Origin of the sequence: Actinoplanes sp. CA-252034, assembly GCF_050956125.1 — a bacterium.
Taxonomy (GTDB): Bacteria; Actinomycetota; Actinomycetes; order Mycobacteriales; family Micromonosporaceae; genus Actinoplanes.
This window is the reverse complement of record NZ_CP191846.1, coordinates 2,769,519-2,792,213: the sequence shown is the minus strand read 5'-3', so window position 1 is coordinate 2,792,213 and position 22,695 is coordinate 2,769,519. Positions and strand designations below refer to the sequence as shown.

Annotated in this window: 16 protein-coding genes and 9 tRNA genes; 9 read left to right on the top strand and 16 right to left on the bottom strand. The window is 71.9% G+C overall.

Features of this window, described 5'->3' with window-relative positions:
• Nucleotides 1-73: 73 nt before the first annotated feature.
• From ACQPZW_RS12520 to ACQPZW_RS12480, 9 genes are all read right to left on the bottom strand, one after another.
• A tRNA-Lys gene (locus ACQPZW_RS12520) sits at nucleotides 74-146 on the bottom strand.
• 11 nt (nucleotides 147-157) lie between these two features.
• A tRNA-Pro gene (locus ACQPZW_RS12515) sits at nucleotides 158-232 on the bottom strand.
• A gap of 9 nt (nucleotides 233-241) precedes the next feature.
• Nucleotides 242-314: transfer RNA gene (locus tag ACQPZW_RS12510), tRNA-Met, on the bottom strand.
• Nucleotides 315-319: 5 nt separating this feature from the next.
• Nucleotides 320-411, bottom strand: a tRNA-Ser gene (locus ACQPZW_RS12505).
• 20 nt (nucleotides 412-431) lie between these two features.
• A tRNA-Ala gene (locus ACQPZW_RS12500) sits at nucleotides 432-504 on the bottom strand.
• A gap of 17 nt (nucleotides 505-521) precedes the next feature.
• Nucleotides 522-594, bottom strand: a tRNA-Leu gene (locus ACQPZW_RS12495).
• A 13-nt stretch (nucleotides 595-607) separates the two neighbouring features.
• Nucleotides 608-681: transfer RNA gene (locus ACQPZW_RS12490), tRNA-Leu, on the bottom strand.
• 4 nt (nucleotides 682-685) lie between these two features.
• Nucleotides 686-759 (bottom strand) — tRNA-Gly (locus ACQPZW_RS12485).
• A gap of 11 nt (nucleotides 760-770) precedes the next feature.
• Nucleotides 771-843 (bottom strand) — tRNA-Arg (locus ACQPZW_RS12480).
• Nucleotides 844-1,139: 296 nt separating this feature from the next.
• Between ACQPZW_RS12480 and ACQPZW_RS12475 the strand changes: the two genes are divergently transcribed.
• Nucleotides 1,140-1,496, top strand: a complete 357-nt coding sequence (locus tag ACQPZW_RS12475) for a DUF2784 domain-containing protein (RefSeq protein WP_433795014.1) — start codon at nucleotides 1,140-1,142, stop codon at nucleotides 1,494-1,496.
• Here ACQPZW_RS12475 and ACQPZW_RS12470 read toward each other — a convergent pair.
• Nucleotides 1,474-2,055 (bottom strand): TetR/AcrR family transcriptional regulator, encoded by a 582-nt coding sequence (locus ACQPZW_RS12470; protein WP_433795013.1) that lies wholly within the window; start codon nucleotides 2,053-2,055, stop codon nucleotides 1,474-1,476. The two genes, ACQPZW_RS12475 and ACQPZW_RS12470, sit on opposite strands and share 23 nt — an antisense overlap.
• A gap of 46 nt (nucleotides 2,056-2,101) precedes the next feature.
• Between ACQPZW_RS12470 and ACQPZW_RS12465 the strand changes: the two genes are divergently transcribed.
• Nucleotides 2,102-2,854 (top strand): class I SAM-dependent methyltransferase, encoded by a 753-nt coding sequence (locus ACQPZW_RS12465; RefSeq protein ID WP_433795012.1) that lies wholly within the window; start codon nucleotides 2,102-2,104, stop codon nucleotides 2,852-2,854.
• 83 nt (nucleotides 2,855-2,937) lie between these two features.
• Here ACQPZW_RS12465 and ACQPZW_RS12460 read toward each other — a convergent pair whose 3' ends face one another.
• Genes ACQPZW_RS12460 through ACQPZW_RS12450 form a run of 3 tightly spaced genes read right to left on the bottom strand, consistent with a single transcriptional unit; the run spans nucleotide 2,938 to nucleotide 6,604 of the window.
• The gene (locus ACQPZW_RS12460; RefSeq protein WP_433795011.1) at nucleotides 2,938-4,347 is read right to left on the bottom strand and encodes a glucose-6-phosphate dehydrogenase; all 1,410 of its coding nucleotides are present in this window, start codon (nucleotides 4,345-4,347) and stop codon (nucleotides 2,938-2,940) included.
• Entirely contained in the window at nucleotides 4,344-5,054 is a 711-nt protein-coding gene (locus ACQPZW_RS12455) for a response regulator (RefSeq protein ID WP_433795010.1), read from the bottom strand. The genes ACQPZW_RS12460 and ACQPZW_RS12455 overlap by 4 nt, the downstream gene beginning before the upstream one ends.
• Nucleotides 5,051-6,604, bottom strand: coding sequence for an ATP-binding protein (locus ACQPZW_RS12450; protein WP_433795009.1), 1,554 nt, complete (start codon nucleotides 6,602-6,604; stop codon nucleotides 5,051-5,053). Before ACQPZW_RS12450 ends, ACQPZW_RS12455 begins: the two co-directional genes overlap by 4 nt.
• A gap of 82 nt (nucleotides 6,605-6,686) precedes the next feature.
• Here ACQPZW_RS12450 and ACQPZW_RS12445 point away from each other — a divergent pair, with 82 nt between their 5' ends.
• From ACQPZW_RS12445 to ACQPZW_RS12430, 4 genes are all read left to right on the top strand, one after another.
• Entirely contained in the window at nucleotides 6,687-8,027 is a 1,341-nt protein-coding gene (locus ACQPZW_RS12445; protein WP_433795008.1) for a cation:dicarboxylate symporter family transporter, read from the top strand.
• A gap of 267 nt (nucleotides 8,028-8,294) precedes the next feature.
• Nucleotides 8,295-11,606, top strand: a complete 3,312-nt coding sequence (locus tag ACQPZW_RS12440; RefSeq protein ID WP_433795007.1) for a TIR domain-containing protein — start codon at nucleotides 8,295-8,297, stop codon at nucleotides 11,604-11,606.
• Between the two features lie 72 nt (nucleotides 11,607-11,678).
• The gene (locus ACQPZW_RS12435; protein WP_433795006.1) at nucleotides 11,679-12,656 is read left to right on the top strand and encodes an ATP-binding cassette domain-containing protein; all 978 of its coding nucleotides are present in this window, start codon (nucleotides 11,679-11,681) and stop codon (nucleotides 12,654-12,656) included.
• Nucleotides 12,653-13,459, top strand: coding sequence for an ABC transporter permease (locus tag ACQPZW_RS12430; protein WP_433795005.1), 807 nt, complete (start codon nucleotides 12,653-12,655; stop codon nucleotides 13,457-13,459). Before ACQPZW_RS12435 ends, ACQPZW_RS12430 begins: the two co-directional genes overlap by 4 nt.
• Here the strand turns inward: ACQPZW_RS12430 and ACQPZW_RS12425 are convergent.
• A complete protein-coding gene (locus ACQPZW_RS12425; protein WP_433795004.1) occupies nucleotides 13,433-16,909 on the bottom strand; it encodes an AfsR/SARP family transcriptional regulator in 3,477 nt (1,158 codons plus the stop codon). The genes ACQPZW_RS12430 and ACQPZW_RS12425 overlap by 27 nt on opposite strands.
• A gap of 271 nt (nucleotides 16,910-17,180) precedes the next feature.
• Between ACQPZW_RS12425 and ACQPZW_RS12420 the strand changes: the two genes are divergently transcribed.
• A complete protein-coding gene (locus tag ACQPZW_RS12420; protein WP_433795003.1) occupies nucleotides 17,181-17,780 on the top strand; it encodes a hypothetical protein in 600 nt (199 codons plus the stop codon).
• 2 nt (nucleotides 17,781-17,782) lie between these two features.
• On the opposite strand, the gene ACQPZW_RS12415 is transcribed toward ACQPZW_RS12420, so the two are convergent.
• Complete coding sequence (locus ACQPZW_RS12415) at nucleotides 17,783-18,454, bottom strand: potassium channel family protein (RefSeq protein ID WP_433795002.1); 672 nt, start codon at nucleotides 18,452-18,454, stop codon at nucleotides 17,783-17,785.
• The gene (locus ACQPZW_RS12410; protein ID WP_433797521.1) at nucleotides 18,447-19,727 is read right to left on the bottom strand and encodes a TrkH family potassium uptake protein; all 1,281 of its coding nucleotides are present in this window, start codon (nucleotides 19,725-19,727) and stop codon (nucleotides 18,447-18,449) included. Before ACQPZW_RS12410 ends, ACQPZW_RS12415 begins: the two co-directional genes overlap by 8 nt.
• Nucleotides 19,728-20,003: 276 nt before the next feature.
• Here ACQPZW_RS12410 and ACQPZW_RS12405 point away from each other — a divergent pair, with 276 nt between their 5' ends.
• Both ACQPZW_RS12405 and ACQPZW_RS12400 read left to right on the top strand, forming a co-directional pair.
• Complete coding sequence (locus ACQPZW_RS12405; RefSeq protein WP_433795001.1) at nucleotides 20,004-21,482, top strand: hypothetical protein; 1,479 nt, start codon at nucleotides 20,004-20,006, stop codon at nucleotides 21,480-21,482.
• A gap of 259 nt (nucleotides 21,483-21,741) precedes the next feature.
• Nucleotides 21,742-22,689 carry a pectate lyase family protein gene (locus tag ACQPZW_RS12400; RefSeq protein WP_433795000.1) on the top strand — a complete coding sequence of 316 codons (948 nt, stop codon included), beginning with the start codon at nucleotides 21,742-21,744 and terminating at the stop codon, nucleotides 22,687-22,689.
• The last annotated feature ends 6 nt before the right edge of the window (nucleotides 22,690-22,695 follow it).

Sequence of the window (22,695 nt, the reverse complement as noted above, 5' to 3'; positions counted from 1 at the left end):
CGGTGGCACGGCCGTCCCCCACGGAGCGGGGGCTGTGGTGTTCCGAGCTGGATTCGCTCCTCCACCCTGCGAGTGCGCCGCCGGGGACTCGAACCCCGAACCCGCCGCTTAAGAGGCGGCTGCTCTACCCATTGAGCTAACGGCGCTCGTCGTGCAGTCGGGTCGGCGGGATTCGAACCCGCGTCCTCTCGCTCCCAAGGCGAGCGCGCTGACCAAGCTGCGCCACGACCCGTTGAAACAGTGTCGCCGGGTGGTCTCGAACCACCGGCCTCCGCCTTATGAGGGCGGCGCTCTGGCCACTGAGCTACGGCGACAGGAGCGGAGAGCGGGAGATTCGAACTCCCGGCAGGGGCTCACCACCCCTGCTCCGGATTAGCAATCCGGTGCCTTGGGCCACTCGGCCAGCTCTCCACCGTCCCACTCGAACTGCGTGGACCCGGCCGGACTCGAACCGGCCACCTTCCGCTTGCAAGACGGACGCTCTACCTGATGAGCTACGAGCCCTTGCACTGCCTCCTGCGTACCCGGAGAGGGATTCGAACCCCCATCCTCCGCACTCTGAATGCGGCGCCTCTTCCGTTGGGCTACCCGGGCCTGATCTGTCACGTGCCCTCGGCGCGAGTCGAACGCGCACCGTCCAGGTCCTCGGCCTGGTGCCTCTGCCTGTTGGGCCACGAGGGCGATGAGTGGCTACCGGGTCTCGAACCCGGGACCTCCGCCATGGCGAGACGGCGCTCTACCGAACTGAGCTACAGCCACATGTCAATACGCGTCCCCGGAGAGATTCGAACTCCCGACACCCGGATCCGTAATCCGGTGCTCTTTCCGCTGAGCTACGGAGACATTGTCGTTCGCTGTGGAATTGTCAAAGAAAGGCACGGCCCGCAGAGGGACACAACGAAAAAGCCGCCCGGTTCCGGTGAGGAAGGGCGGCGCGGGAGGGCTAGCTGCTCGCTAGCTGCGCCACCGGCCCAGAAGTCGGCCGAGACCTCGGACGGGGAGACTCGGCATGGCCTGCATCGTGGCGGACATCGTCTCCCCCTCTCTGTGTTTCGCGTCCCGGCTGGGTCGGTGTTGATGACAAACATAGGCGGCCCCGCGGCACCCGTCCAACGAATTAATCGGGGAAAATGAAGAGCATGATCTACCGGGTGCTGGCCGAGGCCACGATGGTGGTGCACTTCCTGTTCATCGCGTTCGTGGTGCTCGGTGGATTTCTGGCCTGGCGCTGGCCGCGAGTGGTCTGGCTGCACCTGGCCGCCGCCGCCTGGGGCCTGTGCATCGTGGTGTTCGCTCTGAACTGCCCGCTGACGCATGTCGAGGACTGGGCGCGGGGGCGGGCGGGCCAGTCCGGTCTGGCCCGGGGGTTCATCGACACGTACCTGACCGGGGTGATGTATCCGGAGCGCTACCTCGACGAGGTGCGGCTGCTGATCGCCGTGGTGGTCGCGGTCTCCTACGCCGGTCTCGTGATCAGGTGGCGACGACGGGGATGATCGCCGCGACGGCCCGCCGCACATCCTCCGGCGCGGGTCGCGGGCCGGTGCGGTCGGCGAAGAGCAGGTGCCCGGTTCCGATCAGGATGGCCCCGAGCGTGGCGGTGTCGGCGCCGGCCGCTATCCGCCCGCGGGACCGTTCGTCCTCCAGGTAGTCGGCGAGCAGCTCGGCGGCCCCGGTGAGCACCGGGACACCGGCCGGCCAGGTCTCCCGCAGCCGGGCACGCAGCCCGTCACGGAAGGTCACGAGCGCCACGATGGCGACCGCGACCGAGCCGAACAGCGAGGTCAGCGCCTCGGCGACGTTGTCGGTGACGGTGCCCTCGCCGGCGCGCAGGGCGGCCGTCCGCGCGTCCATCCGGGTGGAGCGGTCCAGCACGTACTCCGCGAGGAAGTCGTCGAAGTCGGTGAAGTGCCGGTGCAGGACGCCCTTGGCGCAGCCGGCGCCGTCGGTGACGGCACGGCTGGTGAGCGCCTCGGGACCGGAGGCCAGCAGGATCCGGTCGGCGGCGTCGAAGAGCTGCTCCCGCACGTCTCGCAGGGCCACACCGGTCGGCACAGAAGGAATCTAGCCGAGTGGGCATGCGCCCACTTATAGTGGGCGCATGCCCACTAACCCTGACCCCCGACGGATCGCCGAATCGTTCGGCCGTGACGCCGAGCGGTACGACCGCGCCCGGCCGCGCTACCCGGCCGACCTGATCACCCGTCTCGCCGCCGACGGCCACGAGGTGCTCGACGTCGGCATCGGCACCGGCATCGTGGCCCGCCAGCTGCGCGACGCCGGCTGTCACGTGCTCGGCGTCGAGCCCGACCCGCGGATGGCCGAGGCCGCCCGCGCGCACGGCTTCACCGTGGAGGAGTCCCGCTTCGAGGACTGGCAGCCGGGCGGGCGCACGTTCGACACGATCGTCGCCGGGCAGACCTGGCACTGGGTCGACCCGGCCGCGGGCTCGGCGGCCGCGGCCCGCGCGCTGCGCCCCGGCGGCCGGCTGGCCCTGTTCTGGAACGCCTACCAGCCGCCGCCCGAGCTGGCCGCGGCCTTCGGTGAGGTCTACCGGCGAGCCGCGCCGAGCCTGCCGTTCGCCATCTGGCAGGCGGCCGACCCGTACGCCACCGTCGCCGAGAAGACGATCGCCGGCATCGGACCGGAGTTCGGCGCGCCGGAGGTGTGGCGGTACGAGTGGGAGCACGAGTACACCCGCGACGAGTGGCTCGACCTGGTGCCGACCGCCGGCGGCCACCACCTGCTGCCGCCGGCCGAGCTGGCCGCCGTGATCGACGGCCTGGGCGAGGTGACGGGCGAGCGCTTCACCATGCCGTACACGACGATCGCGGTCACGGCGATCCGGCGGTGAGAACCGCGGGTGACGTCCACCAGGATCGCGAACGCGAGACCCACCCCGGATCCGCTCCCCGGGCCGCCGTGGACCGTGGTCGGTTACAGGGGCAGGCTGGGGCCCTCCGTCCCGGCCGGGTACTCCAGTAGCGGCACCTCGCCCGAGCGCCACGCCTCCTGGATCGGCTCGACGATGCGCCAGCACTGCTCGGCGGTGTCCGCCCGTACCGACAGGGTCGGGTCGTCCTGGAAGACACCGCGCAGCACCTCGCCGTACGGTGGGAGATCGCCCTGACCGAAATCGGCCGCCAGCGTGACCGCGTCGAGCTCGAACGGGTCACCCGGGCCGTTGATGTTGAGGTCGATGGCCACGTGGTCCGGGCCGAACCCGATCCGCAGGCGGTCGGGCTGGTCGTGGCCGCGCAGGCCGTCCGGGACGCGCGGCGGCCGCTTGAAGGTGATCACCGCTTCCTTGCGGCTCGCGCCGATCGCCTTGCCGGAGCGCAGCCGGAACGGCACGCCCGCCCAGCGCCACGTGTCGACGGCCAGGAGGATCTCGGCGAGGGTCTCGGTGCCACGGGACGCCTCGACGCCCGGTTCGTCGATGTAGTCCGGCAGCTTACGTCCGTCCAGGTCACCGGCGGTGTAACGGGCACGCAGGCTGCTGGTGGCCGGGTCGCCCCACAGCCGGGTGGCGCGCAGCACGTCGGCCTTGCGGTCCCGGAACTCGGCGGCGGCCAGCGTGAACGGCGCCTCCATGGTGAGCAGCGCGAGGATCTGCAGCAGGTGGCTCTGGATCATGTCGGCCAGCGCGCCGGCCTTGTCGTAGTAGCCGGCGCGGCCCTCCAGGGCGAGGTTCTCGTCGAAGACGATCTCGACCGACTCGACATGGGTGGAGTCGAGGACCGGCTCGAAGATCCGGTTGGCGAACCGCAGGCCGAGGATGTTGAGCACCGTCGACTTGCCGAGGAAGTGGTCGACCCGGTGCACCTGCTCCTCCGGGACGAGGCGGCTGAGCAGCGCGTTCAGCTCGGCGGCGGCGGCGCTGCCGGTGCCGAACGGCTTCTCCAGCACCAGCCGGGTGCCGGGCGGCAGCTCCACGTCGAGCAGCGCCTCGCAGGCCCTCGCCGCGACCGCCGGCGGCAGCGCGAAGAAGATCACCGCCGGGCCGTGCGCCTTCGCCTCGTCCAGCAGCCGGCGGAGGTCGTCGGTGTTCGTCACGTCGGTGCGCACCCAGCGGGCCCGGTCGGCGACCGCCGAGGCCGCCGGGGCGGTGTCGGTCGCGGGCGTCTCCTGGCCGGACGACTCGGCTGCGGCCTTCGCGCCGTGCGCGCCGAACGAGTCGTGGACGCGCTGCCGCCACCGCGCGTCGTCCCAGTCGTCGGTGGCCGCGCCGATCAGTGTCAGGCCGGGCACGTGCCCGGCGGTGAGCAGTGCGCCGAGGCCCGGCAACAGCAGCCGGGCGGTCAGGTCGCCGCTCGCGCCCAGGATGATCAGGGTCTGGTCCGTCATGGACCGTGGGTACCCGCGGAGGCCGGACGGTACTCGACCTCGGGACGGCCCGGTCCGCCGTACCGCGGGCTGCGCACCACCCGGCCGGCGTCGGCGAGATGCTCCAGGTAGCGGCGGGCGGTCACCCGGGACGTGCCGGTGCGCGTGCCGACCTCGGCCGCCGACAGACCGGCCGGGGCGACGGCCCGCAGCGCGGTGAGGATCAGGTCGAACGTCCTCGGGTCCAGTCCCTTGGGGAGGGAGTCCGGCGGGGCGCCACGCAGGGTCGCGAACACCCGGTCCACCTCGTGCTGGGCGGCCACCTCGGCCGACTCGGCGAGCTGGCGGCGGTACTGGGCGTACCGGTCCAGCTTGTCGCGGAACGCCGCGAACGTGAACGGCTTCAGCAGGTAGTGGGTCACACCGAGAGCGACCGCCTGACGGATCATGGCGATGTCCCGGTTGGAGGTCACGGCCAGCACGTCGGTGCCGCTGCCGGCCGCCCGCAGCGCCCGCGCGACCTCCAGGCCGTGCTTGTCCGGCAGGTTCAGATCCAGCAGCACCAGATCGACCGGGTGGGCGCGGAGCCGGGTCATCGCCTCTCTCGCGGTGTGCGCCACACCGACGACCACAAAACCCGCGACCTTCTCGGTGTACGCACGGTGCGCCTCCGCGATCAGCGGCTCGTCGTCGACCACCAGGACCTGGATGGGCGGCCGGGCGCTCATGCCGGCACCGGCAACCGGACGCTGATCACCGCTCCACCGTCGGGGGCGGTGTGGATGTCGTAGTCTCCGCCGTACCTCTCCGCGACCTGCCGGACCAGCGACAAGCCGATGCCATGACCGTCCCCCTTGGTCGACCAGCCGCGCCGGAAGGCGCTCGCCGCCTGCGCCGGGGTCAGGCCCGGACCGTTGTCGCGGACCCGGACCAGCACCTCGCCGCCCTCCTCCCGGACCAGCACACCCACCCGGCGTGGCAGCGGGGTCTCGGCGACCGCCTCCAGGGCGTTGTCGATCAGGTTGCCGACCACGGTGATCAGGTCACGGCCACGCAGCAGCGAGCCGGTGAGCCGCGACTCGGAGTCGATGGTCAGCTCGACACCGCGTTCCACGGCCTGCGCCGACTTGCCGAGCAGCAACGCTGCCAGGGCCGGCTCCTCGACCGCGCCGACGACCTGGTCGGTGAGCTGCTGGGCGACCGCCAGCTCGGCCGTCGCCAGCTGGATCGCCTCGTCGGTACGACCGAGCTCGACCATGGTGAGGACGGTGTGCAGCCGGTTCGCCGCCTCGTGCGCCTGCGCCCGCAGAGCCTCGGTCAGGCCGCGCACCGAATCCAGCTCCCCGGTCAGCGCGCGCAGCTCGGTGTGGTCGCGCAGGGTCAGCACGGTGCCGAGAACCCGCCCGTCGAACCTGGTCTCCCGGCGGCTGGCCACCAGCACCCGGTCGCCGATCAGCACCGGCTCGTCGACGGTGGGGCGGCGCTCGGCGATCAGGCCGGCCACCTCGTCCGGGACGTCGGTGGGCCCGTCGGCCTCCACCCCCAGCAGGCGGCGGCCCTCGTCGTTGATCAACGTCACCCGGCCGTCCCCGTCCACGACCACGAGACCTTCGCGGACGGCGTGCAGGACGGCATCGTAGTACTCGTACATCCGGGTCATCTCGGCCGGTCCGAGCCCGTGCGTCTGCCGGCGCAGGCGTCGGCTGAGCAGCCACGACCCGGAAGCGGCCAGGAGCAGGGCGATCGCGGTGGCGAGGCCGACGACCGGCAGCTGGGCGACCAGCTCGCGGTTGATCTCGTCGGTCTTGATGCCGACCGAGACCAACCCGATGATGGCGCCGCTGCCCGGATCACGGACCGGCACGACGGTGCGGACCGAGTCGCCGAGACTCCCCCGGTACTCCTCGACCACCCGGCCGCCCCGCAGCGCCTCGTCGACGGAACCGGCGAACGGCTGACCGATCAGGCTCTCCGTCGGATGGCTGTAGCGGGTCCGGTCCGGGGCCATCACCACGATGAAGTCGGTGTCGGTGGCTTTGCGGGTGGCCTCGGTGAACGGGCGCAGCGCCGCGGCCGGGTCGGCGGCCCGCAACGCACCGACCACCGCCGGCGAGTTCGCCATGGTCTCGGCCACGGCGATGACCTCGGCCTCCGCGGTGGCCTGCGCGTCCCGGCTGGCGAGAAGCACCGCACCGGTCGTCCCGATGGCCACCAGCAGCGTCACCACCAGCACCTGGAGGGCGAAAAGCTGCCTGGCGATGCTCCACCGTCGTGCCAAACCGCGCCTCGATTCGTTTCGTTCGGATGAACAGAATGAACGTAACGGTGAAAGCGTCTGAGACCCAGGCCACATTCCTGTCATGACAACCGCTACCCCGCCGGTCAAACGCGACCGCACACACTACCTGTACCTGGCGGTCATCGCGGCCGTCCTGCTCGGCATCGGCGTCGGCCTGCTCTGGCCGGACACCGCGGTCGAGCTGAAACCGATAGGCACCGGCTTCGTCGATCTGATCAAGATGATGATCGCGCCGGTCATCTTCTGCACCATCGTCCTCGGCGTCGGCTCGATCCGGCAGGCGGCCAAGGTGGGCAAGGTCGGCGGCCTGGCGCTCGGCTACTTCCTGACGATGTCGACGGTCGCGCTCGCCATCGGCCTGGTCGTCGGCAACATCATCCACCCCGGTTCGGGCATGCACCTGGACGCCTCGACCGCCGCGGCCGGGCAGAAGGCGATCGGCACCGAACCGGCCAAGAGCACCGCCGACTTCCTGCTCGGCATCATCCCGGACAGCCTGCTCTCCCCGTTCGCCTCCGGCAACGTGCTGCAGACACTGCTCGTGGCCCTTCTCGCCGGTTTCGCCCTGCAGAGCCTCGGCGAGCGGTCCGAGCCGGTGCTGCGCGCCATCGGCCTGTTCCAGCGCCTCGTCTTCCGCATCCTGGCCATGCTCATGTGGCTCGCCCCGATCGGCGCGTTCGGCGCGATCGCCGCGGTCGTCGGCGCCACCGGTGTGGACGCCCTGATCAGCCTGGCCCAGATCATGCTCGGCTTCTACGTCACCTGTGCGCTGTTCGTCTTCGTGGTCCTCGGCACCCTGCTCTGGACGGTCGCCCGGATCAACATCTTCAGCCTGCTGAAGTACCTGGGCCGCGAGTTCCTGCTGATCCTGTCCACGTCGTCGTCGGAGTCGGCGCTGCCCCGCCTGATCGCCAAGATGGAGCACGTCGGCGTCAGCCGCCCGGTCGTCGGCATCACCGTCCCGACCGGCTACTCCTTCAACCTCGACGGCACCGCCATCTACCTGACCATGGCGTCGCTCTTCGTCGCCCAGGCGATGGGTGACCCACTGTCGGTGAGCGAGCAGATCTCCCTGCTCCTGTTCATGATCATCGCCTCGAAGGGCGCCGCCGGCGTCACCGGCGCCGGCCTGGCCACCCTCGCCGGCGGCCTGCAGAGCCACCGCCCCGACCTGGTCGACGGCGTCGGCCTGATCGTCGGCATCGACCGCTTCATGTCCGAGGCGCGGGCCCTGACCAACTTCGCCGGAAACGCGGTGGCCACCGTCCTGATCGGCGTCTGGACCAAGGAGTTCGACCGCGAGCGGGCCGGCCTGGTCCTGTCCGGCAACGACCCCTTCGACGAGCAGACCATGCTCGACGACGACCACGGCGTTCCGGCCACCACACCGGCCGCCGCCTGACCACCCCGGTCGCCCCGGCCGAGCACCGGAGTGACCGGATCCTCCTGGAACATCCGAGCCGTCACCCCGTCACCCCGTCGCCCGACGCGACGGGGTGACTCGTCGCATGCGAAGCAATCCATCCAAGGCGGTCGATCCAGTCAGGCGTCGGGCGGGGAGGCGGGCCGGGTGGCTACTGGTGGCGCTCGATTCCGGGCGCCGATTTCCCCATGACGGCACCTGCGTGGAGAATCGGTCGGCGCCGACGATCGAACGCGGGGGCACTGCATGACTTTCAATGGCTTCATCTCGTACAGTCACGCCGCAGACGGGCGGTTGGCACCGGCCGTCCAGCGCGGGTTGCACCGGCTGGCGAAGCCGTGGAACCGCCGTCGCGCGCTGTGGATATTCCGGGATCAGACCGGCCTGTCGGTGACCCCGGCGTTGTGGTCCTCGATCCAGGAGGCGCTGGACGGCTCGGACTGGTTCGTGCTGCTCGCCTCACCGGAGGCGGCACAGTCGCCGTGGGTCAACCGCGAGATCGAGCACTGGATCGCGACGAAACCGGCTGGCCGAATCCTGCCCGTGCTGACCGACGGGGAGTGGCGGTGGGACCCGGAGCGCGGCGACCTGTCCGCGGACTCGACGGCCGTGCCGGACGCGTTGCGCGGGGTGTTCGCCGAGGAGCCGCTCTTCCTCGACCTGCGCTGGACCCGCGACGACCCCGGCCTCAGCCTGAACGATGCCCGGTTCCGCGACGCCATCGCACAGTTGGCCGCCCCGATGCACGGCCTCAGCAAGGACGAGTTGGAGGGCGAGGACGTCCGGCAGCACCGCCGGGCCAGGCGGCTGCGCCGGGGGGCCGTGGCGGCGCTGGCGTTGCTGACCGCTGTGGCGTCGCTGACCGCCGTGGTCGCGGGACACAACGCCGACCGGGCCACCTCCGCCAGTGCCGAGGCCCAGCGGCAACAGGAGCTCGCCTCGCAGGAACGCGGCAATGCCGGGCGGTTCGCGGAGGAGGCACGGCGCCAGCAGGAGAACGCCCGCGCGCAGGAGGCCCGGGCACACGCCGCCGCCGTGGAGACGAAGTCGCAGGAGAAGCTCGCGCGGGAACAGCGAGAGGCGGCCGAACAGGCGGCGGCCGAGGCACGCCGGCAGCAGGAGAACGCGCGTAAGCAGCAGGAGCTGGCGAGCCGGTCGCGGGCTCTGGCCGAGGAGCAGCGGACGGTGGCCCAGGAGCAGCGTGAACTGGCCGGGCAGTCGGCGCGGGCGACCGAGCGCCAGCGGATGCTCGCGGAGCAGCAGCAACTCCTCGCCGCGCAGGCCACCGCCGAGGCCGAGAAGCAGCGGACCATCGCGCGGCGCCAGCAGTGGATCGCCGAGGAGTCCGCGGCGGAGGCCCGCCGCCAGGAGGCCGTCGCCCGGGAGAACGAACGAAAGGCGAAGGAGGCCGCCGAGGAAGCCCGCCGCCAGGAGGAGAAGGCCGCGGAGCAGAAGCGGATCACACTCGTCCGGCGGCTGATCAACCGGGCCACTGCCAGTGTCGGCAACGACCCGGCGATGGCGCTCCGGCTCGGGATCGCCGCGGAGAAAATCCAGCCCGGCGCCGAGACCCGGGCCGAGCTCGCCGGCCTCGTCACCTCCACCCGCAAGGTCGGCGCGACCGACGAGGTGCTGGCCATGGCCTACGGGGCGAACGACATCATCGCCGTCATCGGCGCGGACTACACCTTGTCACTGTGGAGCGTGGCCGACCCGGCCGTGCCCGTCCGCCTCGTCACGTTCGACGACTTCCCGGTCTTCTCCTTCCTGTCCTTCGGCCGCGACGGCAAGACCCTCACCATCGTCGGCGGCTGGGACCTCCAGCCGGTCCTGATCGACGTCTCCGACCCGGCCAAGCCGGTCACGATCAGCACGGTCCCCACGACGGACGCCGTCCAGGCCGTCCTCAGCCCGGACGGGCGGACGCTCGCCGCCGGCGACTTCGACGGGCTGTGGACCCTCTGGGACCTGTCCGACAGGGAGAGCCCCGCCCGGCTCGGCCAGGTCATGGGCGACAGCCTGACACCGATCACGTTCAGCCCGGACAGCCGTACCATCGTGGCCGCCGGCTTCTCCCGCACCACCGGGACGGTCTGGGACATCACTGATCGCCTGCACCCGACCGAGCTGGCCACGCTGGACGGCAAGGTCCGGAGGGCCGTCTTCAACCCGGTGCGGCCGCTCCTGGCCACCCATGACCCCGCCGGAAACCTGTCAACCTGGGACATGGGCGACCCGGCCAAGCCGAAGAAGCTGTACACGGAGGCGGTCCGGGCCGCCGACGTGACGTTCAGCAGCGACGGCCTGACCATGGCCACCAGCGACCGGGACGGGACGGCGCGCCTGTGGGACATGGCCGGGGACACGCCGGTCAACCTCGCCGATGTGGAGAGCAACGACGGCGCCGCGCTGGCGATGGCGTTCAGCCCGGACGGCCGGCTTCTGTCCACCCTCGCGGTCGACGGCACGCTGAGCCTGTGGACCGTCGAGGCACACGGCGCACCGAAGGCCCTCGGCCGGGCCGCCGGCGAGACCCGGAGCGGGGTGATGGCCGCTCTCAGCTCGGACGGCCGGCGCCTGACCACGGCGCACTCCGACGGGACGGCGAGCATCTGGGACCTGTCGAACCCCGCCCGCCCGGTCGAGCTCACCACCGTACGTGCCGTCCCCAACCTCCTCAATGCGGCGGCGGTCAGCCCCGGCGGTGTCCTCGCCGCCCTCGGCTGGGGGTCGGACGACTTCGTGACGTTGACCGATCTCAGTGATCCGAGCGCGCCGGCGCCCCTCGGCAAGGTGCCCGTCGGGCCCTACAGCTCAACGCTGGCGTTCGGTCCGGATGGCCGGACCCTGGCCGTCGGCGAGGGATTCAACGTGCGGCTGTGGGATCTCACCGACCCCCGGAACCCGGAGCAGCTCCCCGATCTGGTGGGCGACGCTCTGGTCGGGCCCATCGCCTTCAGCCCCGACGGTGGCGCCGTCGCCGTCGCCGAGGACGAGACGGTCAGTCTGTGGAGCCTGGCCGACCGGTCGAACCCGGTTCGGGCTGGGCGGCTCAAGGGACACTCCGCCTTCGTGAGCTCCATGGCGTTCAGCCCGGACGGGCGGACCCTGGCGACCGGCAGCTCGGACAAGACGGCGGCGCTGTGGAACGTCGCCGGCCCGGTCCGCCGCCGGGAGGCGATCCTGACCGGCAACACCACGATCGTCGACGCGGTGTCCTTCGCCCCGGACGGCCGCACCCTCGCTACCGGCACGAGGGATTCCGTGCTGACGCTCTGGGACGTGGCCGAGCCGTCCACCCCCCAGCGTGTCAGCGGTCTGAAGCGGGCCGAGCTCAGGTCGCGGGCGCTCCTCTTCCATCCGGACGGGCACACGCTGGTCACCGCCGGCATGGACAAGAGCGGGACACGGGCCGTGCTCTGGGACTACTCGGCCCTGAACGCTCTACGGGCGGCGCCGTCCCAGGCCGCCTGCGCCGTCGCTGGTGGCGGCTTCACACCGGACGAGTGGGCGGCCTACGTCCCGGAGGCGCCGTACCAGGCGACCTGTCCCCGCTGAGACAGCGGGATGTGCGGGCCGTGCCAGGCCGGTGTGCGCGCCGTGCCAGGCACGGCCGTCAGGCTCGTCGGCATGGGAACGGAAGATCTGGTGGTGCGCGCCGAAGGGCTGCGTAAACGGTTCGGGAGCACGCAGGCTCTCGACGGGGTGGACCTGCGGATGCGGCGGGGCACCGTGCTGGGCGTGTTGGGGCCGAACGGCGCCGGGAAGACGACGGCGGTACGGGTGCTGGCGACGCTGCTGCGCCCCGACGAGGGGACCGCGTTCGTGGCCGGGGTCGACGTGTTGAAGAACCCGCACGAGGTACGCCGCAAGGTGGGGCTCACCGGCCAGTACGCCTCCGTGGACGAGGACCTGACGGGCGTACAGAATCTGGTGCTCATCGGTCGTCTCCTGGATCTGAGCGGGAGGGACGCGCGGCGCCGGGCCGACGAGCTGCTGGCGTGGTTCGATCTGGCGGAGGCCGCTCGGCGGCCGGCGAAGACGTACTCGGGTGGCATGCGCCGCCGTCTCGACCTCGCGGCGAGCCTGGTCGGCCGGCCTGAGGTGATCTTCCTGGACGAGCCGACGACCGGGCTGGACCCGGCGAAGCGCGAGGACATGTGGGGCGTGGTCCGCACCCAGGTCGCGAGCGGCGCGAGCGTGCTGCTGACCACGCAGTACCTGGAGGAGGCCGACGCGCTCGCCGACGAGATCGTGGTCGTCGACCACGGCAGGGTGATCGCGCACGACACCCCGGACGGGCTGAAGCGCAAGGTCGGTGGGCAGACGCTGCGGGTCCGGCCATCCGATCCGGGGCGGTTGCCGGACGTGGTGCGGCTGCTGGACCTGGTCGCCGCGCCGGGCACGTCGGCGAGCCTGGACGAGGCCGCCGGGTCGCGGCCGGGCGCGGCGTCGGCGCCGGTGACGAGCGACGAGGCGCTGGACAAGCTGATTCCGGCGCTGCGCGGCGAAGGGGTCGAGGTGACCGAGCTGGCGCTGCACCTGCCGAGCCTGGACGAGGTGTTCCACGCGCTGACCGGGCGCACCAAGGCGGAGGAGCTGGTATGACGACGATGACACCACCCCTGACCCGCCCGGCCGGTTCGGGGTTCACGCGGACCATCCGGCACAGCGCGGCCCTGGCCAAGCGCAGCCTGATCAAGACGATGCGCACGCCGGAGGCGCTGATCGACGTCACCATCCAGCCGGTGATCTTCCTGCTGCTGTTCACCTATCTGTTCGGCGGCGCGATCGCGGACGGGAACCGGCACACGTACCTGCAGTTCCTGCTGCCCGGCATGCTCGCGCAGTCACTGGCGATGGGCGGCGTGGCGCTCGGGCAGAACCTGAACGCGGACATCGAGAAGGGCGTGTTCGACCGGTTCCGGTCACTGCCGATCTCCCGGGCGGCGCCACTGGTCGGCGCGGTGCTGGCCGACGTGGTCCGCTACCTGAGCGTGTGCGTGGTGATGCTGCTCTTCGGCACGATCATGGGCTTCCGGGTGGAGACCGGGTTCTGGCCGGCGGTCGCCGCGGTGGCGCTGTCGATCGGGTTCGGCCTGTGCTTCTGCTGGATCTCGGTGTGGGTGGGGATGATGGTCCGCACCTCGGGCGCCGTGCAGGGCGTGATGTTCCTGCTGGTGCTGCCGCTGACGTTCGGGTCGCCGGTGTTCGTGCCGACCGACACGCTGCCGGGCTGGCTCCAGGCGTTCGTCGCGGTCAACCCGATCACGCCGTTGGTCAAGGCGATCCGCGGGCTGCTGGTCGGTGGGCCGGTGGCCGGTCCCGTGTCGACGACGCTGCTCTACATGGCCGGACTACTGGTGATCTTCGTCCCGCTCGCGCTACGCGCCTACGCCCGGCGGGCCTGAGACGACGGACGGGCCGGACTCGATGGCGAGCCGCGCCGGGTCAATGAGACTCTGCGCGGCCGCCGTCTCCAGGTTCCAGCCGGCGGCGTACGCCTCCCCGTACCCCTCCTCGCCCAATGCCGCCCGCGCCCGCGTGGCCACCATGACCACGTCGAGGGCGGTGTGGTCGTGGGCGCCCCGCAGCCGGGCCGCCGCACCGAGCAGCGCCGCCGCCTCACGGGGCAGCCCGCGCTGCACGGCCAGCCCGCCGGCGGCGACCGCGACCAGCGCGAGGATCGGCATGTCCTGGGTCTGCACGGCCGCCGGGTAGGCCACGGCCAGCGCTTTCTCCGCCGTTTCCGGGTCGTCCTGCCGGACCGCGAGGGAGGCCCGGACGGCACCGACGATGGCGCACCCGTGGTCGCCACCGAGCAGCAGCCGCACGTCGTCGCTGCTGTCACCGCCGAGACCGATCCCGGCGGCGGCCCGGTCGATCAGCTCGGTCGCCCGGTCGAGATCGCCGAGCCAGAGCATCATCCCGGCCTCCAGCGCGTCGACGAGCAGCCGCATCTCGGTGGAGTCGGAGCGGTCGGCCCGCGCCCGGGCCTGCGCGAGAGCGGCCCGGGCCTCGTCCGGTTCGCCGCGCCGCATGTGCAGGTCGGCCCAGCGCAGGTCGATGAAGATCTCGTCGGCGATGTCGAGGGAGCCGAACTCGGCGGCGAAGGCGCGGGCCGCCCGCAGATCGGCGAAGGCCCCGTCGAGGTCGCCGTCGTACTGCCGGATCAACGCCCGCAGCGGCAGCACCGTGGCCTGCCCCCACCGGTCGCCGATGGCCCGGAAGCCGTCCAGCGCGATGGCCGCGGCGCGCCCCATCCGGGCGACGTCGCCGTTGTTCTCGGCGATCTGGGCGCGCATCATGTGCGCCATCGCCGACAACCAGCGGTCCGGCCCGTCGACGAGGCGGTTGACGCGCTCCTCGGCGAGGTCGTTGTCGCCGGCGAAGTAGAGGATGAAAGCGGCGATCGCCCCGGCCGGACCGGGCAGCTCCGGATGGGCGGCGAGCCGGTCGGCGAGCGCCCGGACCCGGTCACGGCGCTGAGCGGCGGTCTCGGTCAACAGGCCCGGCTCGGTGCCGGTGCGGTTGAGGACGAGGACGGCTTCGGCGCAGTCGGCGGCCACGGGGTCGACGTCGCCGGGCACGGCCAGGGCCGCCGACAGCCAGAAGGCGGCGTCCGCGTGCCGGCCGAACATCTGCCAGTACCAGCACAGGTCGAGGGCCAGCGACACCGCCGCCGGGGCGTCCCCCGCGTCGCAGAAGTGGCGCAGGGCGGCGAGTGTGTTGTCGTACTCCGCGCGCATCATCCGCAGCGCCTCCATCTGCGCGGCGGTACGCAGCATCGCGTCATACCCGGCGACCAGGCCGGCCAGGTGCCGGGCGGCGAGGCCCCGGACGCCGTCGAGGGCACCCTGCTCGGCGAGACGCTCGATGCCGTACTCCCGGATCGTCTCCAGCATCCGGTAGCGACCACCCGGCGCGAGCTGCAGCAACGACCGGTCGACGAGGGCGGCGAGCAGGTCGGCGACGGTCGCCGAGCCGGCGGCGAGCACGGCGGCGGAGGCGACCGTGACGCCGCCGGGCAGCACGGCGACCCGCTCGGCGAGGGCCCGCTCGTCGTCGGCCAGCAGGTTCCAGCTCCAGGCGATCACCGCGCGCAGCGTGCGATGCCGGGGCTGCGCGGTGCGGCTGCCGCTGGTCAGCAGACGGAACCGGTCGGAGAGGCCGTCGGCCAGCTCGGCCAGCCCGAGGGTACGCAGCCGGGCCGCGGCCAGCTCCAGCGCGAGCGGCAGGCCGTCCAGTCCACGGACGATCCGCACCACGTCGCCGACGGTGCCGGCGTCGACGGCGAAGCCGGGCCGGACCGCGGCGGCCCGCTCGGTGAACAGTCGCACCGCCGGAGCACGGACGGCATCGCCGGGGTCGGCGCCCGCGGCGGGCAGGCCGAGCGGGCCCAGCGGCACCAGCGACTCACCGTCGACGGCCAGCGGCTCCCGGCTGGTGGTCAGCACGCGCAGCTGCGGGCAGCGCACGAGCAGGGCACTGACCAGGTGCGCGACCGCGTCGATCAGGTGCTCGCAGTTGTCGACGACGAGCAGGATCCGCCGCCCGTACAGCCGATCGGCCAGCACGTCGACGTCACCGCGCCCGTCGGCCCACACCCGGTTCGCCGTCTCGAACAGCGCCGAGCCACGCAGCCCGGCCGCCGCGACCACGGCCGCGCCGACCTTCGCCGGCTCGGTCACCGACGCGAGATCCACCAGCCAGACGCCGTCTCGGAACCCTCCGGCACGCCGGCGCGCGGCCTCCACCGCGAGCCGCGTCTTCCCGGCGCCGCCGGGCCCGAGCACGGTCACCAGCCGCCCTCCGGCGAGCAGCGCGTCGATCCGCGCCAGGTCGTCGGCCCGCCCCACGAAACTCGTGAGCGGTTCCGGCAGGTTGGTCGGCGGCGGGTCGGATCCCCCTTCCGGTACGGTCGTCGCGCCCCGCACCGGCGCAAGAGGCGGTGTCCCGCGCAACAGCAGCAGGTGACGTTCCCGTAGCGCCGCTCCCGGGTCGGTGCCGAGCTGATCGCCGAGCGCCGCCCGCACCCGCTCGTAGACGGCGAGCGCGTCGGCCTGCCGCCCCAGCGCGGTGAGAGCATCGATGAGCAGCGCCGCGATCCGCTCGTTCAGCGGGTGCTCGGCGAGCAGCCCGGTCAGCCGTGCCGCGGCCCGCTCGCCCGCCCCGAGGCCGGTCTCCGCCTCGGCCAGATCAGCGACCGCCTCGACGAGGATCTGCCCGAGCCGCACCGCCTGGGCCGGCGCGACCTCGCTCAGCTCGGGCGCGACACCCCCGGCCGCCACACCGCCCGTAGCGGTCCCCGCCACGTCACCGCCCTGAGCGGTCCCCGCCACGACACTGCCGGGACCGGTCCCCGCCGCGACACCGCCCGGAGCGGTCCCCGCCACGACACCACTCGGGGTGGGCATGCCGGCGGCCGTCGCGGGCGGCGGCACTCCCGTGGTCAGGGCGACCGCCTCGCCGAGCGGCCCCGCCGCGCCCGCCGGATCCCCGGCCCGCAGGCGCTCGCGCCCGACCGCGGCGAGCCGCTCGAACCGGAGGACGTCGACGTCGTCCGGCCGGACGGACAGCCGGTAGCCGCCCTCGGCCTGCGTGACGGTGTCGCCGCCGCCGAGCAGCCGCCGGAGCCGCGAGATCAGCGACTGCAGAGCGTTGGCCGGGTCGGTGGGCTGCTCCCCTGGCCAGAGTGCCTCGGCGAGTCGTCCCGGCGCGACCGGCCGCCCGCCGGCCACGGCGAGCCGGACCAGCAGCCCGCGCAGCCTGGCCCCGGGAATCGGCAGGTCGACGCCACCGCGGGTGACCCGCAGCGCGCCGAGCAGCCCGACCCGCAGCCGATCTGAGTCCCCACTCACGACACGATCCTGCCGCGTCGCGTCCACCCACCCCAAATCGGGCGGCCTTCGGCGTTCGATACGGCTCTCACCGTGTCGCCGTCGTGCTGAGGCGGCGGTGCGAGCCGGACAGGATCCCCGGGCATCGTCCGTGGACAGGATGACGGGATCGGGCCGGGCCGGGGCCGGAACGGCGACTTCGTGACCGCAGGTGCCGGCAAGCTCGCCCGGAACGGCGGTTCTCCGGCGATCGGGCATCGGCCGGGCGCCCCGGATTCCTAGGCTCGGCGGCATGCGAGAGATCATTCTGGCGGTCGCCGCGACCGCAGCCGTCACCGTACCCGCCGGTCCCGCGTGGGCGGGGCCACCGACCCTCGGCGACCTGCGCAACGCGCTGTTGACCGAGGCCGAGGCACCCACCGGTTTCCACTCGCTGGGCGACCCGTCGAACGCGCAGCTGCCCATCCCCCGGAACCGGAGCGTGTGCGAGGACGACCAGCCGTCCGGGGACGAGTCCGAGACCACCGCGGTGGTGGCCTATTTCGCGGAGGAGGACGGGACCGGCTTCGCCGTGGGCGTCGCCGCGCCCGACGCCTCCAACGCCCTGGCGTTCGTCCGGGCGGTGGAGAACACGATCACCCGCTGCCCGACCGAGGGGGAGGGCGACGACGCCACGACGAACACGCGGTTGGTCCTGCCGTCTCTCGGGAACGCCGCGGCCGGGTTCTGGACGACCGGGACGGGCGACGGGCAGAGCCGTGGGGCGGCCGTCGCGGTGGCCGACGGCGACCTGCTGGCGGTCTTCGAGATGTCCGACGGCGACGAGTCCGACCAGGCGGAGTTCCTCGAGTTCGTGAACGCGTCGGTGAACAAGCTCGCCGAGGTCGGGTGACGTCAGTTCTCGGCGGCGTAGGCCTCGACCTTGGCGGTGTCGCCGGCGACGATCAGGACGGCGTTCTCCGGGACGACGGTCTCGGGTCGGGCGTACACGAAATCCTCGCCCGGCCGTTTGGTGCCCACCACTGTGACGCCCCACCTGGTCCGCAGCCCGAGGTCGGCGAGGGTGCGCCCGGCGGCACCGCGCGGCGCCCGGACCTTGGCGATGGCGAAGCCGTCGTCGAACTCGATGTAGTCGAGCATCCGGCCGGAGATCAGGTGGCCGACCCGCTCGCCCATCTCGGTCTCGGGGAAGACGACGTGGTCGGCGCCGACCGACGCCAGGATCTTGCCGTGCTTGACGCTGGTGGCCTTGGCCCAGATCTCCGGCACGCCGATCTCGGTGAGGGTGAGCACGGTGAGGACGCTGGTCTCGAGGTTGGTGCCGATGCCGACCACGGCCCGGCCGAACTCGTGCACCCCGAGCTGGCGCAGCGCCTCCTCGTCGGTGGAGTCGGCCTCGGCGACCTGGGTGAGCCGGTCCGACCAGTCCTGGACGATCCGCGGGTCGGAGTCGATGCCGAGCACCTCGTAGCCGAGCTCGATCAGCGACTCGGCGACGGACCCACCGAACCGGCCCAGGCCGATCACCGCGACGTGGGAGCCTGCGGGCAGTTTCTCGTCAGCCAACGAGGGGTCTCTCCTCCGGGTAGCGGTAGTGGCGGCGCCGGGTGTTCAGCGCGATCGCCGTGCCGACCGCGATGGTGCCGACGCGACCGACATACATCAACACGACCAGGACGACCTGCGCGGACGGCGGCAGGCTCGGGGTGATGCCGGTGCTCAGGCCGACCGTCGCGAAGGCCGAGGTGACCTCGAACAGCGCCCGGTCGAACGGGACGTCCTCGGTCAGCGCGTCCAGCGCCACGGTACCGGTGGCGACCAGCGCGACACCCATCAGGGCCACCGTGACGGCCTGCCGCTGGGTCTCCTCGGCGATCCGGCGTTTGCGGATCACCACGTCCGGCTCGCCCCGCATCTCCGCCCAGATCACGTAGCCGAGCAGCATGAACGTGGTCAGTTTGATGCCGCCGGCGGTGCTGGCGCTGCCGCCGCCGATGAACATCAGCCCGTTGGTGACGGCGATCGTCTCGCTGTTCATCTTCCCGAGGTCGATGCTGTTGAAGCCACCGGACCGGGTCATCACGTCCTGCGTGAAGGCGGCCAGCACCTTTCCCGGGGTGCTGAGCGCGCCGAGGGTGCCCGGGTTGCGCCATTCGAAGGTCAGGAAGACCACGAAACCGACGACCGACAGCAACAGGCTTCCGGACACCGTCAGGAACGTGTGGGTCGACCAGGTTCCGGGGGTACGCCACTCGCGCGCCAACTCGAACAGGACCGGGAAGCCGATCGCCCCGGCCAGCACACCGAACGCCAGGGGCAGGCAGATCCACGGGTCCGTGACGAACCGGATCAGACTGTCGGAGTGCAGGGCGAACCCGGCGTTGTTGAACGCCTGCACGGCATGGAACACGGCTTCCCACACCGCCCGGCCGAACGTGTAGTCGTACCCCGTCCAGAGGCGGATCGTGACCACGACGGCGATGAGGCTCTCCGCGACCGCCATGACCACCGCCACCCGGACCAGGACGCCGACCATGTTGCCGCCGGTGAGGCCGGCGCTCTCGGCCTGCGCCAGCAGGCGGCCGCGGAGGCCGAGCCGGCGCGAGACCAGCAGGCTGAGCAGGGTGGCCAGGGTCATGATGCCGAAGCCGCCGATCTGCGACAGCACGGTCAGCAGCACGTGGCCGAAGGTGGACCAGTAGGTCGGGGTGTCGACCACGGCGAGGCCGGTGACGCAGACCGCGGACGCCGCGGTGAACAGCGCGGTGACGAACGGCGCGTTCCCGGGATCGGCGCGGGCGGCCGGCAGCATCATCAGGCCGGTGCCGATGATGATCATGCCGAGAAACGCGAGCGGCACGATTCGGGCCGGATGCCGCCAGGGTGATCGCACCGATGAGTCATATCACCCGAACTGCGCATCTGCTCGTCGAGGGCCTCGCCGGGGCCACACCGATCGGCTGGTCCGGCCGCACGGGGCGGTGCGGGCTCGACAACGACGCTACGATACGGGTACGGCGTCGCCGCCCGTCCCCGGGACTGCGACGGTTGACACGTTGCGGCCGATGACCGGATTTCATGTTCGCCGGTTATCCTCCTCCGCCGGGGAGGACACATGAAACTCGTACGGGGGATGCTTGCGGGCATTCTGGGCATCACCATCGGTGCCGGGCTCGCGGCATGCGGGCCGATCGGTGTGCCCGAGTCGAAGCTGGTCGAGCCGGGAGGAGACTCCAAGTCCGCTTTGGACGGTCTCGTCCGGTTCAGCGTGCCCGACGACGGCGGGCGGGGCGACATCCGGGTCCGTTTCGGCGTGGAGCCGCTGCCCGCCGACCGTCCGGCACCAACCGGCATCATCACGGTCGGCGACATGGTCACCATGGAGGCGCAGGGCGAGCTCACCAGGGGCCGCATCGCCGTCGACTACGCCGAGTTGCCGGCCGGTGTCCGCCCGGAGATGCTCAACCTCTTCGGCTGGTCCGCCGACCTCGGTGGCTGGGTGCCGCTGACCGGCTCGGTCACCGACGCGGTCGATCGCACCGTCGCCGGCGACACCATCCTGTTCGACAGCTTCGTGATCGGCACCTGGCGGCTCACCACCGACGCGACCGGCGACTCCGTCACCACGCACGCGGGTGTGGTGCTGCCGGTCAAGGCCGGCACCGACCGGACCTTCTGGGCCTACGCGAGGGCCGCCGCGGTCACCTCCCTGACCGACGCCGTCGAGCACCTCGCCGGGCCGCCGGAGGAGCTGTCGTGCGAGCCCAAGGCCACCGACACGACGGTCAAGGTGGCCTCCACGCCGGCCGGCCGGTTCGACGCGTGCGTGCTCACCGGCACCGGCTCGCAGCGGATCCGGGTGCGCAACCGGCTGCCGTTCCCGCTGCTCCTCGACCTGCCGGCGGACGGCCGGGTCCGTCCGGTCGTCGACACCCAGGTCACCGCCGACAGCCCGGACGCGCTCGACGGCATGCGGGACACCCTGCTCACCTACCTGACCGGTGCCGTCGCGGTCGGCGGCGGGCAGACCGTCACGCTGGAGCTGCGGCCCGGCGCCCCCGGCCCAGTCCAGCTCACCGGCCGCCTCGACTGGTCGGTGGTCGCCCTGGAGGCCGGCCTCCGCCAGCTCGACCTGCTGCTGCCCGACAGCCGGGCGCTGCGCCCGCGGACCGCCGAGGCGCTGCTGCTCGCCCACCCCGAGCACGGGCCCGCGGCCCGCGACGCGCTCGCCGCCGGTGACGTCGGCGCGCCCGCCGTGCAGAGCCTGCTGCGCGCCGCCGGCCTGACCGACTCCGGCCGCAGCATCGCCGACCTGTTCCAGTTCGGCTCGTGCGTGCTGCAGCGCACCGACACCGTGGCGGGCGCGAGCCAGGACGTGCTGGCCGCCCTGCGTACCGCGGGGCCGACCGTCGTCGTGTATACCACCGCGTGCCTGAACACCATCTACGAGAAGTACCTGCCCCAGGCGACCCGGACGATCAAGTCGATCCAGGACACGCTCAAGGCCGCCACCGGGGCGATCCGCAACGCCGTGCCGAAGCCCGATCGCAAGCGCGGGCACGGGCAGGTCACGGTCACGCTCACGCCTCGCTGACCGGCGGTCCTCCGCGTTTTCCGGGCACGCCCCGGCTCGTCCCCGATACGGACGAGTCGGGGCGTTCTCGTCCTTGCCGCCTTCTTGTTGCAGAAATCCTGCAAACGGATTTGTCTTCACATCTCGCCGAGGCTGTGCTTTTCTGGGGCTCGGGAGCGCTCCCCTATCCCCCAAGATTCGCGACGGGCGCCACGATACGAACGATCCCCACGTTCGCGCCCGATCGCGGATTTCTCGCTACCTGAAAAGGAGCACAGAAATGCGCCGAATCCATCGGCTCATGCAGGGCGCCATTCCCCTCGCCCTCATCGGCGCCACCCTCGCCGTGCCCACTCCGGCCTCCGCGGCGATCACCGACCTCGTCGGATGGGCCACCCAGAACGGTGGCACCACCGGCGGCGGCAGCGCCGCCACCACCACGGTGAACAGCGCCTCCGCCCTCACCACAGCCTTGGCGTCGACGTCCGCGGCCAACATCCGGGTCTCCGGGACCATCTCCTGCTCCGGCATGCTGCGGGTCCGGTCCAACAAGACGATCATCGGCAACTCGGGCGCGGCAATCGTCGGCTGCGGATTCAACATCAACGGCGACCGCAACGTCATCATCCGCAATCTCTCCTTCCGGAACTGGAACGACGACGCGATCAACGTCCAGGAATCGGCCACCAACATCTGGGTCGACCACAACAGTTTCAGCAACGGATACGACGGCGCGGTCGACATCAAACGCGGCTCCGATTTCATCACCGTCTCGTGGAACCGGGTATTCAACCACGACAAGTCGATGCTGCTCGGGCACAGCGACAGCAACGCGAGCCAGGACGTCGGCCACCTGCGCGTCACCTACCACCACAACTGGTTCGACGCGTCGACGCAGCGGCACCCGCGGGTCCGGTTCGGCAACCCGGTGCACGTCTACAACAACTACTACAACAGCAATTCGGGGTACGGCGTAGCCAGCACCGAAGGCGCCGGGGTCCTCGTCGAGGCCAACTCGTTCGAGAACGTCAGCGACCCGTTCCACCTCGGTGAAGCCTCGTCCGGTCCCGGAACGCTGGTGGCCCGCAACAACCTGCTGGTCAACTCGGGCAGCGGCCAGACCGGCGGTTCGGTGGCGTCGATCCCGTACTCGTACACACCCGACGCCCCGGCCAACGTGAAGTCGATCGTCACCGCGAACGCGGGCGCCGGCCGCATCAGCCTGTAGCCCCGT